The organism is Streptomyces sp. RerS4, assembly GCF_023515955.1.
Classification (GTDB): domain Bacteria; phylum Actinomycetota; class Actinomycetes; order Streptomycetales; family Streptomycetaceae; genus Streptomyces.
Map to the genome: position 1 here is coordinate 5890614 of NZ_CP097322.1, position 13617 is coordinate 5904230.

General features: G+C 73.1%; 13 protein-coding genes. 8 read left to right on the top strand and 5 right to left on the bottom strand.

The annotated features are described in order from the left end of the window. Positions 1-37 precede the first annotated feature (37 nt). Together M4D82_RS27100 and M4D82_RS27105 are read right to left on the bottom strand one after the other, a co-directional pair. Positions 38-1615, bottom strand: a complete 1578-nt coding sequence (locus tag M4D82_RS27100; RefSeq protein WP_249768563.1) for an alpha/beta fold hydrolase — start codon at positions 1613-1615, stop codon at positions 38-40. A 123-nt stretch (positions 1616-1738) separates the two neighbouring features. After that, positions 1739-2980 carry a L,D-transpeptidase gene (locus M4D82_RS27105; RefSeq protein ID WP_502989011.1) on the bottom strand — a complete coding sequence of 414 codons (1242 nt, stop codon included), beginning with the start codon at positions 2978-2980 and terminating at the stop codon, positions 1739-1741. A gap of 314 nt (positions 2981-3294) precedes the next feature. On the opposite strand from M4D82_RS27105, the gene murJ reads away from it, so the two are divergent. Genes murJ through M4D82_RS27130 form a run of 5 tightly spaced genes read left to right on the top strand, consistent with a single transcriptional unit; the run spans position 3295 to position 9150 of the window. Continuing rightward, complete coding sequence (murJ, locus tag M4D82_RS27110; RefSeq protein ID WP_283844518.1) at positions 3295-5007, top strand: murein biosynthesis integral membrane protein MurJ; 1713 nt, start codon at positions 3295-3297, stop codon at positions 5005-5007. A 22-nt stretch (positions 5008-5029) separates the two neighbouring features. Then, a complete protein-coding gene (locus tag M4D82_RS27115; protein WP_249768564.1) occupies positions 5030-5710 on the top strand; it encodes a response regulator in 681 nt (226 codons plus the stop codon). A gap of 11 nt (positions 5711-5721) precedes the next feature. After that, positions 5722-7167, top strand: a complete 1446-nt coding sequence (locus tag M4D82_RS27120) for an ATP-binding protein (RefSeq protein ID WP_249768565.1) — start codon at positions 5722-5724, stop codon at positions 7165-7167. Next, a complete protein-coding gene (locus M4D82_RS27125; RefSeq protein WP_249768566.1) occupies positions 7164-7802 on the top strand; it encodes a hypothetical protein in 639 nt (212 codons plus the stop codon). The genes M4D82_RS27120 and M4D82_RS27125 overlap by 4 nt, the downstream gene beginning before the upstream one ends. A 58-nt stretch (positions 7803-7860) precedes the next feature. After that, entirely contained in the window at positions 7861-9150 is a 1290-nt protein-coding gene (locus tag M4D82_RS27130; protein ID WP_249768567.1) for a cytochrome P450, read from the top strand. Here M4D82_RS27130 and M4D82_RS27135 read toward each other — a convergent pair. Continuing rightward, a complete protein-coding gene (locus tag M4D82_RS27135; protein WP_249768568.1) occupies positions 9110-9835 on the bottom strand; it encodes a triose-phosphate isomerase in 726 nt (241 codons plus the stop codon). The genes M4D82_RS27130 and M4D82_RS27135 overlap by 41 nt on opposite strands. Before the next feature lie 102 nt (positions 9836-9937). Here M4D82_RS27135 and ggt point away from each other — a divergent pair, with 102 nt between their 5' ends. After that, positions 9938-11734 carry a gamma-glutamyltransferase gene (gene ggt / locus M4D82_RS27140; RefSeq protein WP_249768569.1) on the top strand — a complete coding sequence of 599 codons (1797 nt, stop codon included), beginning with the start codon at positions 9938-9940 and terminating at the stop codon, positions 11732-11734. A gap of 17 nt (positions 11735-11751) precedes the next feature. Here the strand turns inward: ggt and map are convergent, their stop codons facing one another. Further along, complete coding sequence (gene map, locus M4D82_RS27145) at positions 11752-12519, bottom strand: type I methionyl aminopeptidase (RefSeq protein ID WP_249768570.1); 768 nt, start codon at positions 12517-12519, stop codon at positions 11752-11754. 64 nt (positions 12520-12583) lie between these two features. On the opposite strand from map, the gene M4D82_RS27150 reads away from it, so the two are divergent. Continuing rightward, on the top strand, positions 12584-12835 hold the full coding sequence (locus M4D82_RS27150) for a helix-turn-helix domain-containing protein (RefSeq protein WP_249768571.1): 252 nt from the start codon (positions 12584-12586) through the stop codon (positions 12833-12835). 31 nt (positions 12836-12866) lie between these two features. Here M4D82_RS27150 and M4D82_RS27155 read toward each other — a convergent pair whose 3' ends face one another. Then, positions 12867-13106 carry a hypothetical protein gene (locus M4D82_RS27155; protein WP_249768572.1) on the bottom strand — a complete coding sequence of 80 codons (240 nt, stop codon included), beginning with the start codon at positions 13104-13106 and terminating at the stop codon, positions 12867-12869. 171 nt (positions 13107-13277) lie between these two features. On the opposite strand from M4D82_RS27155, the gene M4D82_RS27160 reads away from it, so the two are divergent. Beyond that, on the top strand, positions 13278-13463 hold the full coding sequence (locus M4D82_RS27160) for a hypothetical protein (RefSeq protein WP_249768573.1): 186 nt from the start codon (positions 13278-13280) through the stop codon (positions 13461-13463). Positions 13464-13617: the final 154 nt, after the last annotated feature.

A 13617-nucleotide genomic window follows, 5' to 3' on the forward strand; every position in this document is an offset into this window, starting at 1 on the left:
CGCCGGAGCGCCGACCCCGACCGGCGGCGGCCGTGGATCACTGCTCGCGCAGGGGTACCGAGACGTACGAGGGATCGGTGCGCGGCGAGGAGAAGGTCAGCTGTGCGCCGGCGGGGTTGTGCTCGATGTACAGCGGGTCGACGGTGTCGACGACGAGGGCGAGCCGGTGGCCCTCGGGCACGTCGTAGGCGGTGGAGAAGAGGTCGAGGTCCACGCCGAAGGGCTGTCCGGGGGTCTTGCCGTGGAAGGTGTGGGGGGCGTGGGTGATCAACTTGCCGATGCCGAGGGGGCCGACGTCGTAGAGGTGGGCGACGAACGTACCGTCGCCCCGGGTGGGCGTGACGGTGGTGTGCAGGCGGACGGTGCCGCGCACGCGGCGCTCCTCGGCGTAGCGGTCGGACTGCCAGACGGCGGCGAACGTGCGGGGCAGGAGCGGGATCGAGGCGACCGGGGGCGCCTTGACGAACTGGTCGAGGACGCTGGAGAGGAAGACGATCCCGCCGTCCGCGCCGGAGTTGACCCCGGTCAGGAGGTGCTCCTTGTCGCCGAGCGGGATCCGCTCGGCGCCGCCGGCCCCGACCTCCTGCCAGGAGGCGTAGCCCTCGTAGCCGTCCGTGCTGCGGGACTTGATCTGGACGGGGGCCTCGCCGTCGATGCCGTTGCGCTCGCCCTTGAGGTAACGGTCGAACCAGCGGTGGGCGTTGGTCCACGTGTCGTTGGGCAGGCCGAACAGGCCGGTCGCCTCGGCGGTGGCGTGGTCGCCGGGACGGAACTCCAGCCGCTTGGGGCCGGTCAGTTTCTCGAAGAACGTCGCGTACTGGTTGGGCGGGAAGATCGTGTCGCCCCAGGCGTTGCCCAGCATGATCGCGGCGCCGTTGGCGTTGATCCGGTCCACCCGCTCGACGGCGGAGCGCTTCCTGCCCCACTCGATCATCGCCTCCTCTTTGTCCAGCCGGGAGCCGAGGAAGTCGCCGAGGATCTGCTTCAGTTCGGGGCCGGGGCGGCCCGTCAGGTAGCCGGCGGCGCCGAGCAGTCCGGCGGCCTGGCGGTGTTGGGTGCGGCCGGAGTAGATGGACTCGATCAGGTCGGCCCAACCGCTCAGCGCCACCACGGCCTTGACGCGCGGGTCGTGCGCGGAGGCCTGCAGGCTGATGCCCGCGCCGTACGAGACACCGCCGAGGCCCACGCGGTCGGCGTCGGCGGGGGTGTGGGCCAGCGCCCAGTCGATGACGGCGGAGACGTCGGCGATGTCGGCCGGGCCGGCCGTCTCGATCTCCCCGCCGGAGAGCCAAAAGCCCCGGGAGGTGTAACTGACCACCACGTAACCGGAGTCGGCGAGCTTCTTCGCCTGGGCGATGTATTCGATCTGCGGCATGCCCCAGCTCGTGGGGAGCACGATCAGCGGGTACCGGCCGCCGGGGACCGCTCCGGCCGGGGTGAAGACGTTGCCCTTGAGGGTGATGCCGCCGGAGCCGGGGATGTCGTGGAAACGCAAGCCGGGGGTCGCGGCGGAGCCGGCGGTGGGGGCCGCCTGGGCCTGGTGGGGGGCCAGGCCCAGGGCGGTGGCCGCGAGCACGGCTGCCACGGCTGCTGCGGTGGGGGTGCGGAGTGCCATCGTTCGCTCCTCGCGTGCGCCGGTGTCAAAGTGAACCGACGGTAACGGGAGGGGCTTACCTGGGGTAACCCATGAGTAAGTTACGTACCGGTAACAATCAAGAGGGGGGCGGCTCCGCCGTCCTCAGCCGTTCTGCGTGCCTCCGGCCAGGGCGCTCTTCGCCTTCCACTGGTCCCAGGACAGGTTCCACTCGCCGTAGCCGTTGCCGATGTCGGCGTTGCCCTTCGAGCCGCTGCCGACCACCTCGAAGGCGTCGCCGACCTGCACGGACTCGTAGAAGGACTTCGCGTTGGCGTCACTCATGCCCACGCAACCGGAACTGCTGTTGGTGTTGCCGAAGTGGGCCGCGTTCCACGGCGCCGCGTGGGCGTACATGCCCGACCAGGTCAGCCGCATCGAGTAGTCGACCATCTTGTCGTAGGAGTCGCCGAGGCCCACCGTCTGGGAGTCCATCCGGATGGTGCCCTCCTTCGACATCAGCACCATCTTCCCGGACCAGGAGGCCTTCTTGCCGCCGGGAGTGCCGGCCGAGATCGGGATCGTCTTGACCACCTGGCCGTCCTCGGCGACCGTCATCTTCTTCGTGTCGAGACTGACCTCCATCCGGCGGTCCTTGCCGATCTTGAACTCGGTGTTGTAGTCCCGCGCGAAGAGGCCGCCGCCCGGACCGGAGTCCACACCGCTCAGGTTCATGTCGACCTTCACGTCGGTGCCGGACTTCCAGTACTCCTTCGGCCGCCAGTCCACCCGGTCCTTGCCGGAGTAGTCCTTGAACCAGCCCCAGGAACCCTCGGTGTTGTTCGACGTGGTGACCTTCAGCTGCTTCTCGACCTCGGCCTTGTTCTTCACCGGGTTGTCGAAGACGAGCGACACGGGCATCGCCACGCCGACCGTGCTGCCCTTGGAGATGTTGATCGAGACCTTGTTCACCTTGTCGGCGGCCGAGGTCTTGAACTGGGTGTTCGCGCTCTGACTGTCGGTGTTCTGGGCCTCCACCTTGTATTCCGTGCCGGGCGAGGCGTTGCGCTCGGAGGTCCAGCTCTTTCCGTCGGCGGATATCAGGCCGGGCAGTTCCCCGCCCTTGCCGTCGGTGACCTTCACCTGGGCGAGCTTTCCGTCGGCGATCGTCACCTTCACGGGCTCGCCGGCCTTGACCGACTCGCCCGTGAGGTTCACCGAAATCGCCATGGCCGCCTTCTGCTTCGCGTCCGCCTTGCCGGCGCCGGACGCGGCGGCGCCACCGGAACCGCCCCCGCAGGCGGTCAGCGCGGCGGCCAACAGGGCGGTGCCCACCACCACGGTGTGGCGGCCCCGTCCCGGAAGGACCTGACGGCGCGGCGGTGCGGTACGGCGTGTGCGGCTCAACGAAAACCCCTCCGAAGTAAAGATCGTCCGTAAGCAAGGAGCGGACGTACGCGCATTCGGTTGCGCATTCCCCGAAAAATGTCGCCATCTCGTTGTGACGTGGCCCGCACTCGGCCGCCGAGAGGCGAAATCAAGCCTGGATAAAGGACTTTCGGCCCCCGCGAAGGGGCCAATGACCCTGGCCCCGGAACCGAATGCCCGGAACCGAATGCTCAATTCCGCTACGGGGTGCGGGCTCCGCAGTACCCGGTAGTGTCCACCACCGGCCCCGCCGCAGAGGGGCGCGCACACGCACGAGGACAACGGGAGCACAGATGGACGCCGCCACCACCACGGTCGACGCGCGGCCCCCCGGGCCACGCCCGACCGACACCGACCCGCCGCAGGGCGGATCGGTGCTGCGCAGCGGCGCCCTGATGGCGGCCGGCTCCATCGTCTCCCGCCTCACCGGCTTCGTCCGCTCCGCCGTCGTCCTCGCGGCGCTGGGCACCGGCTTCCTCGGCGACAGCTACGCCGTCGCCAACACGGTCCCCAACATCCTCTACATGCTGCTCGTCGGCGGCGCCCTCAACGCCGTCTTCGTCCCCGAGCTCGTCCGCGCCGCCAAGGAACACCGCGACGGCGGGGCCGCGTACACCGACCGGCTGCTCACCGCCTGCGTCGTGGCCCTCCTCGCACTCACCGCCCTCGCGGTCCTCGCCGCACCGCTGATCATCCAGACGTACACGCCCTCGTACACCGGCGCCAAGCAGAGCACCACCGTCGCCCTCGCCCGCTACTGCCTGCCGCAGATCCTCTTCTACGGCCTGTTCACCGTCCTCGGACAGGTCCTCGGCGCCCGGGGCCGCTTCGGCGCCATGATGTGGACCCCCGTCCTGAACAACCTCGTCGTCATCGGGGTCTTCGCGCTCTTCCTCCACCTCGCCCACGACGCCGGCGACGGCCTCACCGCCGACCAGACCCGGCTGCTCGGCCTCGGCACCACCGCCGGCATCCTCGTCCAGGCCCTCGCCCTGATCCCCTCCCTGCGCGCCGCCCGCTTCCGCTGGCGACCCCGCTTCGACTGGCGCGGCAGCGGCCTCGCCCGACCCCTGCGCAACGCGGGCTGGCTCGTGCTGCTCGTCCTCACCAACCAGATCGCCTACTGGGTCGTCACCCGCCTGTCCACCACCGTCGGCGACGCCGCCGGAGCCAACGGCTACGCTGCCTACAGCAGCGCCTACCAGCTGTGGATCGTCCCCCAGGGCATCATCACCGTCTCCCTGGTCACCGCCCTGATGCCCCGCATGAGCGGAGCCGCCGCCGACGGGAACCTCACCGCCGTCCGCGAGGACGTCTCCTACGCCCTGCGCTCCAGTGCCGCCGTCGTCGTCCCCGCCGCGACCGTCTTCGCCGCCCTCGCCCCCTGGGTCATGGACTGCGTCGCCGGCTACGGACGCAACGGCCCCGCCGAGGTCGCCGGCATGGCGGGCATGCTGCTCGCCTTCGCCCCCGGCCTGATCGCCTTCTCCGCCCAGTACGTGCTCGCGCGCGGCTTCTACGCCCTCTCCGACACCCGGACCCCTTTCCTGCTGAACCTCGTCATCGTCGCGGCCAACGCCGGCCTCTCCTACGCCGCCTACCTGCTGCTCCCGGCGCGCTGGGCCGTCACCGGCATGGCCGGCGCCTCCGCCGTCGCCTTCACCGCCGGCGCCGCCGTCACCGCGTACGCCCTCTCCCGCCGACTCGGCCCGCGCGCGCGGACCCGTACGACGCCCCGCGCCGGCGCCCTCGCGACCCACCTGCGGCTGCTCGCCGCCTGTCTGCCCGCCGGCGCCGCCGGATACGCGGCGGCGCGGGCGACCGACGGGCTCGGGGCGTTCGCGGCGGCCGGGACGGGAACCGCCGTCATCGCCGCCGTCGTCCTCCTCCTCGCCGGGCCGCTGCGCCTGACGGAGATCACCGCCCTGCGCGCCTCCCTGCTCCGGAAGACCGGCCCGACCGGGAGGAGCCGCAAGATCGGCCGTCAGCGGGACGACACCACATGAACCACCTGGGGATACCGACCGGATGTCACGCGTACTGTTGATCGAGGACGACCCCTCCATCCGGGAAGGGGTGGGCCTCGGCCTGCGCCGACGCGGCCACGAGGTGTGCGCCGCCGAAACCGGCGAGGCCGGACTCGCCCTCATGGCCGGCTTCCACCCCGAGCTCGTCCTGCTCGACCTCATGCTGCCCGGAATCAACGGCGTCCAGGTCTGCCGCCGCATACGCGAGACCAGTGAGGTGCCGATCATCATGCTCACCGCGCGCGGCGACGACGTGGACATCGTCGTCGGCCTGGAGGCCGGCGCCGACGACTACATCGTCAAACCCGCCCGCACCGAGGTCATAGAGGCCCGCGTCCGGGCCGTCCTGCGCCGCCTCGGCGACACCGTCGGCCGCCCCGAGGCCGAGCAGCACGGCGAGCTGGCCATCGACCGCGCCGGCCTGACCGTCGCCAAGAACGGCGAACGCGTCCCCCTGGCGCCCAGCGAACTCAAACTCCTCCTGCACCTCTGCGCCACACCCGCGCAGGTCTTCTCCCGCCAACAACTGCTGGAGTACGTGTGGGAGCACAGCTACCACGCCGACGCCCGCCTCGTGGACGCCTGCGTACGCCGCCTCCGCAACAAGATCGAGAACCCCGACGGCAGCCCCCGCTACATCCAGACCGTACGCGGCTTCGGCTACCGATTCGGGCCGCTGTAAGGGAGCCGGCCGTGCGAAACCTGGCGCCGCTCGGGCTGCGCACCCGCCTGATCGCGGCGTTCCTGCTGGTCGCCGCGATCAGCGCGGTCGGCACGGCCGCCCTCACCTACCAACAGGCGCGCACCGCCATCCTCAAGCAGAGCCAGGACACCGCCGTCAGCACCCTGCGCGACCAACTGGAGAACCAGTCCCTGGTCCTGCCGCTCGACCAACAGCAGGTGCAGCGCGTCGTCAACGAGATCGGCAAACGGGGCAAACCACACCCCTGGTCGGTGTTCGCCGAATACGGCACCCTGCGCGCCTCCACCGCCGGTGCCCCGGACCTTCCCCCGGCGGTCACCACGTCCCTGCGCACGCGGATCACCGCCCACCCCCACGGCGCCTTCCAACGCGTCGAGGACGCCCGGGGCGAACCCCAACTGGCCATCGGCATGCCCGCCGTCTTCGGCCGCGACGGCCAACGCGAGGCGACCGGCCTCGTCCTGTACGCCGTCATGCCGCTGCTCACCGAACAGCAGACCGTCGACGCCATGGTCCAGGCCGCCCGACAGGGCGCCGTCCCCGGTCTCGCCATCGCCGTCATCCCCGCCCTGCTCGCCGCCCGCAGCGTCCAGCGACCCGTACGGGACATGCGCCGCGCCGCCGAACGGCTCGGCCGGGGCCGCCTCGACACCCGGATCGAGGTCCGGGGCGCCGACGAACTCGCCGGCCTGGCCCGTACCTTCAACGAGACCGCCGGAGCCCTGGAGGAGTCCGTCGCCGAACTGCGCGAGGCCGAGACCCGGGCCCGCCGCTTCGCCTCCGACGTCTCCCACGAGCTGCGCACCCCGCTCGCCGGGATGCTCGCCGTCACCGAGGTCCTCGACGAGGACGCCGACCAGCTCGACCCCGACACCGCCAAGGCGCTGCGGCTGATCAGTGCCGAGACCGGGAAGCTGGCCGTCCTCGTGGAAGACCTGATGGAGATCTCCCGCTTCGACGCCCGCGCCGCCGAACTCCACCCCGACGACGTGGACCTCGCCGAAGCGGTCGGCAAGACGCTGGAGCGCCGCCACTGGGACGACGACCGGGTCACCACCGACCTGCCGCCCGGCCTGCGCGCCCGACTCGACCCGCGCCGCTTCGACGTGGTCCTCGCCAACCTCGTCGGCAACGCCCTTCGCCACGGCGGCGCCCCGGTACGGATCCACGTACGCACAGCGTCCGGCCCCGCGGGGGAACGGCTGCTGCTGGAGGTCGCCGACAGCGGCGCCGGCATCGCCGAGGAGGTACTGCCGCACGTCTTCGACCGGTTCTTCAAGGCCGACGCCGCCCGCACCCGCTCCGCCGGCAGCGGCCTCGGGCTCGCCATCACCCTGGAGAACGTCCGCCTGCACGGGGGCACCCTGAGCGCCGCCAACGCGCCCGGCGGGGGAGCGGTGTTCACCGTCGACATGCCCTTGGAGGTGACGGCGTGAGCCGTGTCGCGGCGACGCGTGTCCCGGCCCGTGGTCGTGCCCTTCGCGCCCCCGTCCGTGTGCTGGGCCCGGCCGCGGCCCTGATCGCGGCCCTGATCGCGGCGCCGGCGCTGCTCACGCTGCTCACCGCCTGCGGGATCAAGCCCACCGGCGTCGTCGAGAGCGGGGCCGCGGCCCGGGTGGCGGTGGCCGCGCCCCGGGGCGCGCCGATGGCCTACTTCGTCGACCCCGACGGCCGGCTCGTCCCCACGCCCGTCCTGCCCGCCTCACCCGCGCCCGCCCCCTCCGCCTCCGCGCCCGCCCCCTCTGCCTCCGCCTCTGTCTCCGCCCCGCCCACCCCGGCCACCCGGGGGGTCCTCCACCTGCTGCTCGGTCCCGGCCCGGCCCAGAGCCACGCCGGCCTCGGCACCCGACTGCCCGAGCTCGAAGCCGGGGACCTCGGCGGGGTCGACGTGAGCCGCGTCGGCTCGGACCGGATCCAGGTCCGGCTCCCCTTCGACGTGGCACCACTGGACCCGCTCGCCCGGAGCCAGCTGCTGTGCACCGCCCTCTCCTCCCTCGACGCCCGCTACGAAGCGGTACTGCGCGGCACCGACACGGACCTGGACGCCGCCCGCTGCGACGTCCGGTTCTGATCCCCGGACCGGCGTGCGGGCCTTGCGCGGGCGCCGGGCCGGCGCCACCGTGTGGACCATGGAACGCGCCGCCGAAGCCCCCGCGACCACCGACGTGCCTGACGCCGTGCCCGACGTCTTCGACCCGCGCCTCTACGCCCGGGGCATCCCGCACGACCGCTACCGGCTGCTGCGCGAGCGCCACCCCGTGGCCTGGCAGCCCGAGCCGGAGATCGACGGCTGGCCCGCGGGCCCCGGCTTCCGGGCCGTCACCCGCCACGCCGACGTCGTCCGCGTCCTGCGCGACCACGCCACGTACTCCTCCTGGCTCGGCGCCACCCAGATCCGCGACCCCGACCCGGCCGACCTGCCCTTCCTGCGGCGCACCATGCTCAACCAGGATCCCCCCGAGCACGGGCGGCTGCGCCGGCTGGTCTCCCGCGCCTTCACCCCCGCCCGGGTCGACGCCTTCGCCGGCCGGGTCCGCGAGCGGGCCCGTGCGCTCCTCGCCGCCGCCCGCGAGGGCGCCGAGGACGGGGCCGCCGACGTGGTCGGCGCCGTCACCGACGAGTACGCCCTGCTGAACCTCACCGACCTGCTCGGCATCCCGCCCGCCGACCGGGGCCTGCTGCTGGAGTGGACCGTCCGGGTCATCGGCTACCAGGACCCAGACGACGCCCCCGCGCCCCTCCTCGACCCCGACGGCAAGCCGCTCAACCCGCGCTCCCCGGCGCTGCTGGGCGAGATGTTCGCGTACGCCCGCGACCTGGCCGCCCACAAGCGGGCGCACCCCGGCGACGACGTGATGACCGCGCTCGCCGAGGCCGCACTGGAGCCGGCGGAGCTGGAGATGTTCTTCTTCCTGCTGACCGTCGCCGGCAACGACACCGTACGCGGTGCCGCCCCCGGCGGCCTGCTCGCCCTGGCCCGCCACCCGGACGCGTACCGGCGGCTCGCGGCGGGCGAGGTGGCGGTGGAAGGGGCCGTGGAGGAACTCCTGCGCGTCCACCCGCCGGTGCTCAGCTTCCGCCGCACCGCCGCCCACGACACCGAACTCGCGGGCGTCCCGATCCGCGCCGGGGACAAGGTGGTGGTCTTCCACGCCTCCGCCAACCACGACGAACGCGTCTTCCACGAACCCTACCGGCTCGACCTCACCCGCACGCCCAACCCGCACGTGTCCTTCGGCGACGGCCCGCACGTCTGCCTCGGCGCCCACTTCGCCCGACTCCAACTGCGGGTGCTGCACGAGGAGTGGCGTCGCACCATGCCCGCGCCGGAACTGGCGGGGGAACCCCGGCGGTTGGTGTCGAACTTCATCAACGGGATCACGCGGCTTCCGCTACGGGTGTCCGGGCCGCCCGCGTGACATCGGCCACCAGTTCGGTCACGTCGGGGCCGTACGCCTGCGAGTTGACCACCTTCAGGATCAGGCAGAAGGAGTCACCCCCGTACTTGCGGGCCAACCGCTCGTGGTGGCGGGCCAGATAGCGGGCGGCGGCCTGGTTGCTGACGGCCGTCTGGCCCGACAGAAGGAAGACCGGCCGGCCGCCCTCCGCGGACGCCAGCCGGGCCAACAGCACGTGGTCCTCCTCGCCCTTGAGCCACCGGTAGGTCTCCCCGCCCACCTGGATCGCCCCCCGGTCCGCGTGCGCCTCGGCGTCGACGTTGACCCGTACCCCGGGGAGCATCGTGGCCAGGTGGGCGACCGTCCGTGCGTTGGACGTCGGACCGCCGACGCAGAACTCGGCGCGCTCGCCGAAGCCCTGCCGGGCCTCGTCGTGGGTGACGATCTGGACGTTCGCCCCGCAGTCCTTGATCAGCGCGGAGATCTCCAGCAGCGCGAACGCGTCGTTGCGGTGCACCGAGGATTCCCTGCCGCCCATCTGCCGATTGGCGACGAACAGGCAGTCGGAGCCGCTCGGCAGCCCGAAGAACGCCTGCTTGCGGCGGAGCGCGCGCCGCCAGAGGTAGGTCCGGGTGAACCAGCCGAACCCGCCACTGACGGCGGTGGCTATCACCCCGAGCACGATGTTGCGCACGTCGTCGTTCATGCGGCGGATGGTAGTCGCCGCCGTGCGCCCCTGACGTGGGCGGTGCGGTGAAGTTAGAGTGCGGGACCTGGCACTGACCGGCCGTCGACTGGGAGGTTCGGGATGCGTCGTCCCGCCGCACGTCCATTAGCGCTCGTCGCCCTCGCGGGGGCGCTCGTCTCCACCGGGGCCGCGGCCCCGCCCACCGTCGCCACCCCGCCCAAGGTCCCGGTCGCCGCCGGGTACGGCGGGGCCGTCGCGAGCGTCGACGCCGACGCCTCGGCCGCCGGGATCGCCGTCCTGCGCTCGGGCGGCAACGCCGTGGACGCCGCCGTCGCCACCGCCGCCGCGCTCGGGGTCACCGAGCCGTACTCGGCGGGGATCGGCGGGGGCGGCTACCTCGTCTACTACGACGCCAGGACCCGCCGCGTCCACACCGTCGACGGCCGCGAGACGGCCCCGGCGAGCGCCACCGCCACGCTGTTCCAGGAGAACGGCGTCCCCATCCCCTTCGCCGAGGGCCAGACCAGCGGCCGCGCCGTCGGCGTCCCCGGCACCCCCGCCACCTGGCGCACCGCCCTCGACGCCTGGGGCACCCGCCCGCTGGGTCAACTCCTGCGGCCCGCCGAGAAACTGGCCCGCGACGGCTTCACCGTCGACGCCACCTTCCGGGCGCAGACCGAGGCCAACCAGGACCGCTTCAAGGACTTCCCCGACACGCGCGAGCTCTTCCTGCCGGGCGGCCGACTGCCGGTCGTCGGCTCGACGTTCAAGAACCCGGACCTCGCCGACACCTACGCCGAACTCGCCCGCAAGGGCGCCGGCGCCCTCTACCGGGGCCCGATCGCCGAGGACATCGTCAACACCGTCCGCAAACCCCCCGTGGACCCGGCCGCCACGCGCGTCGTCCGCTCCGGTGACCTGACCACCGCCGACCTGCGGGCCTACGCGACCAAGCGGCAGGAACCGACCCGCATCCGCTACCGGGGCCTGGACGTCTACGGCATGGCGCCCTCCTCCTCCGGCGGCACCACCGTCGGCGAGGCGCTGAACATCCTGGAGCGCACGGACGTCTCGAAGCTCTCCGAGACGCAGTACCTGCACCGCTTCATCGAGGCCTCCCGGATCTCCTTCGCCGACCGGGGCCGCTGGGTCGGCGACCCGGCCGCCGAGTCCGTCCCGACCCGCGAGCTGCTCTCGCAGCGGTACGCCGACACGCGCGGCTGCCTCATCCGGCCGGACCGCGCCCTGACCAGCCCGCTCGCCCCCGGCGACCCCCGGCACCCGGTGGCCTGCGGCGACACCGGCCAGGCCGCGCCCACGACCTACGAGGGGGAGAACACCACCCACCTGACGGTCGCCGACCGCTGGGGCAACGTCGTCTCCTACACCCTGACCATCGAGTCCACGGGCGGCAGCGCCATCACCGTCCCCGGGCGCGGCTTCCTGCTCAACAACGAGCTGACCGACTTCTCCTTCGCCCCGGCCGCCCCCGGCGTCCCGGACCCGAACCTGCCCGGCCCCGGCAAGCGCCCGCGCTCCTCCATGTCCCCGACCATCGTCCTCGACGACGGCCGGCCCGTCCTGGCCGTCGGCTCCCCGGGCGGCGCCACCATCATCACCACCGTCCTGCAGACCCTGCTGGGCCACCTGGACCGGGGCCTGCCCCTGGTCGACGCCATCGCGGCGCCGCGCGCCAGCCAGCGCAACCAGACCACCACCGAGCTGGAGCCGGGCCTGTGGAACAGCCCGCTGCGCGCCGAACTGGAGGCGCTGGGGCAGGGCTTCCGGCAGAACCCGGAGATCGGCGCGGCGACCGGCGTGCAACGCCTGCCGGACGGCCGCTGGCTGGCCGCCGCCGAGACGACCCGCCGGGGCGGAGGCTCGGCGATGGTGGTGCACCCGCACGGCAGGCCGTAGCGGCTGTCGGTAGCCGCCTAGAGGGCCGTGAGGATCCTGGGGCCGTCGGCGGTGATCGCCACCGTGTGCTCGGCGTGCGCGGCGCGGGAGCCGTCGGTGGTGCGCAGGGTCCAGCCGTCGGGGTCGCAGGTGTAGTCGTCCGTACCGCCGGCGGTCAGCATGGGTTCGATCGCGAGGACCATGCCGGGGCGCAGCCGCATGCCGCGCCCCGGCGGGCCCTCGTTGGGCACGCCGGGCTCCTCGTGCATGCGGCGGCCGATGCCGTGGCCGCCGAAGCCCTCCGGGATGCCGTAGCCGGCGGCGCGCCCGACCGTGCCGATGGCGTGGGCGATGTCGCCGATCCGGTTGCCGGGCACGGCGGCGGCGATGCCGGCCGCGAGGGCCGCCTCGGTGGTCTCGATCAGGCGCAGGTCGGCGGGGCGGGCCCGGCCGACGGTGAAGCTGACGGCGGCGTCCCCGACCCAGCCGCCGAGCTTCGCCCCGCAGTCGATGCTGACCAGGTCGCCGTCGCGGAGCCGGTACCGGCCGGGGACGCCGTGCACGATCGCGTCGTTGACCGAGGCGCACACGACGGCGGGGAAGGGTACGGGGGCGAACCGCGGCCGGTAGCCGAGGAAGGGCGAGCTCGCCCCGGCCTCCCGCAGCACCGCGCGGGCCACCTCGTCCAGCTCCACCAGGGAGAGGCCGGGGCACGCGTGGTCGCGTACGGCGGCCAGGGCGTGGGCGACCACGCGGCCGGCGGCGCGCATCGCGTCGATCGATTCGTCTGTCTTGAGTTCCACCATGCCAATAACTATACCGGTATAACTTTACCGGGATACTTATTGGTCGGCGGGGTAGGATGACGGCATGGTCCGTACCCCCTTGACCCCGGAAGAGCGCGAACGCGGCGAGCGGCTGGGCGCCCTGCTGCGCGAGGCGCGCGCCGACCGCAGCATGGTCGAGATCGCCGCCGGCGCCGGGCTGTCCGCCGAGACCCTCCGCAAGATCGAGACCGGCCGGGCGCCCACCCCCGCCTTCTTCACCGTCGCCGCCCTCGCCGAGGTCCTCGGCCTCTCCCTGGACGACGTCATGCGCCGCTGCGCGATGGTGCCCGCCTGAGCGGGTCCCCGTACGGGGTTCCGTAGGGGTCTCAGCCCCCGCAGCCGATGGGGCCCGAGGGCTCCCGGGGCGGGGCGGCGTAGGCGGGGCAGCCACAGGGCGGGCCGGCGGGCGCGGGGCCGCGGCAGGGGCCCTCGTGGTGCCGGTCCTTCGCGTGCCCGCAGGTGTGGCAGTCGTATTGCATGCCGGCGATGTCCACGGCGAGGAGGACCCCGAACAGCACGAGCGGCCCGCCGGCGAACGCCAGGAGGAACCAGTCGCCTCCGGTCACGGGTCACCCCTTCACGGTCCCACTCGCCGTCCTGGCCATTCGAACGTCTCGAACGTCGGCCCACGGTACCGGCCCGCAGCGGAGTCCGGCAGGCCCGATTCCGGGAGAGTCCGGCGGCCGATCGGCCCAACCGGCGGTGCGGGCGCGCCTCGTTGGGGCAGAGGTGAACGCGTGTCGGACTCCCACGCGGTGAAGCGGATCGGTCTCGGAATGCTCGGCGCCCTCCTCGCGGGCGGTCTCCTCGTCGCGGCATGCGCCGTCCCCGACGATCGCCCCCGGTCGGGCGCGGGCGGCTGCGCCGCCGTCTCGTCGGCCGAGAGCGGGGCGGGCTGCCGCCGCCTCGGCGCCGGCATGTGAGGTGACGATGTGTCCGGTGACGGCGCGTTGCCGTCAAGCCTTGGGGCTCCCGTAGCCAGAGCGCGGCCCGCCCCGCCGTCGAGGTCGACGACGTCGCCCTGGCCCTCGGCGCCGCCGGGCGCGAGCGGGAGGCCCACGCCCTGCTCACCGCCTT

Coding starts and splice junctions, on each gene's coding strand:
- M4D82_RS27100 (WP_249768563.1), bottom strand. CDS start 1,615: ATGGCACTCCGCACCCCCACCGCAGCAGCCGTGGCAGCCGTGCTCGCG.
- murJ (WP_283844518.1), top strand. CDS start 3,295: ATGGACGCCGCCACCACCACGGTCGACGCGCGGCCCCCCGGGCCACGC.
- M4D82_RS27115 (WP_249768564.1), top strand. CDS start 5,030: ATGTCACGCGTACTGTTGATCGAGGACGACCCCTCCATCCGGGAAGGG.
- M4D82_RS27130 (WP_249768567.1), top strand. CDS start 7,861: ATGGAACGCGCCGCCGAAGCCCCCGCGACCACCGACGTGCCTGACGCC.
- M4D82_RS27135 (WP_249768568.1), bottom strand. CDS start 9,835: ATGAACGACGACGTGCGCAACATCGTGCTCGGGGTGATAGCCACCGCC.
- ggt (WP_249768569.1), top strand. CDS start 9,938: ATGCGTCGTCCCGCCGCACGTCCATTAGCGCTCGTCGCCCTCGCGGGG.
- map (WP_249768570.1), bottom strand. CDS start 12,519: ATGGTGGAACTCAAGACAGACGAATCGATCGACGCGATGCGCGCCGCC.
- M4D82_RS27150 (WP_249768571.1), top strand. CDS start 12,584: ATGGTCCGTACCCCCTTGACCCCGGAAGAGCGCGAACGCGGCGAGCGG.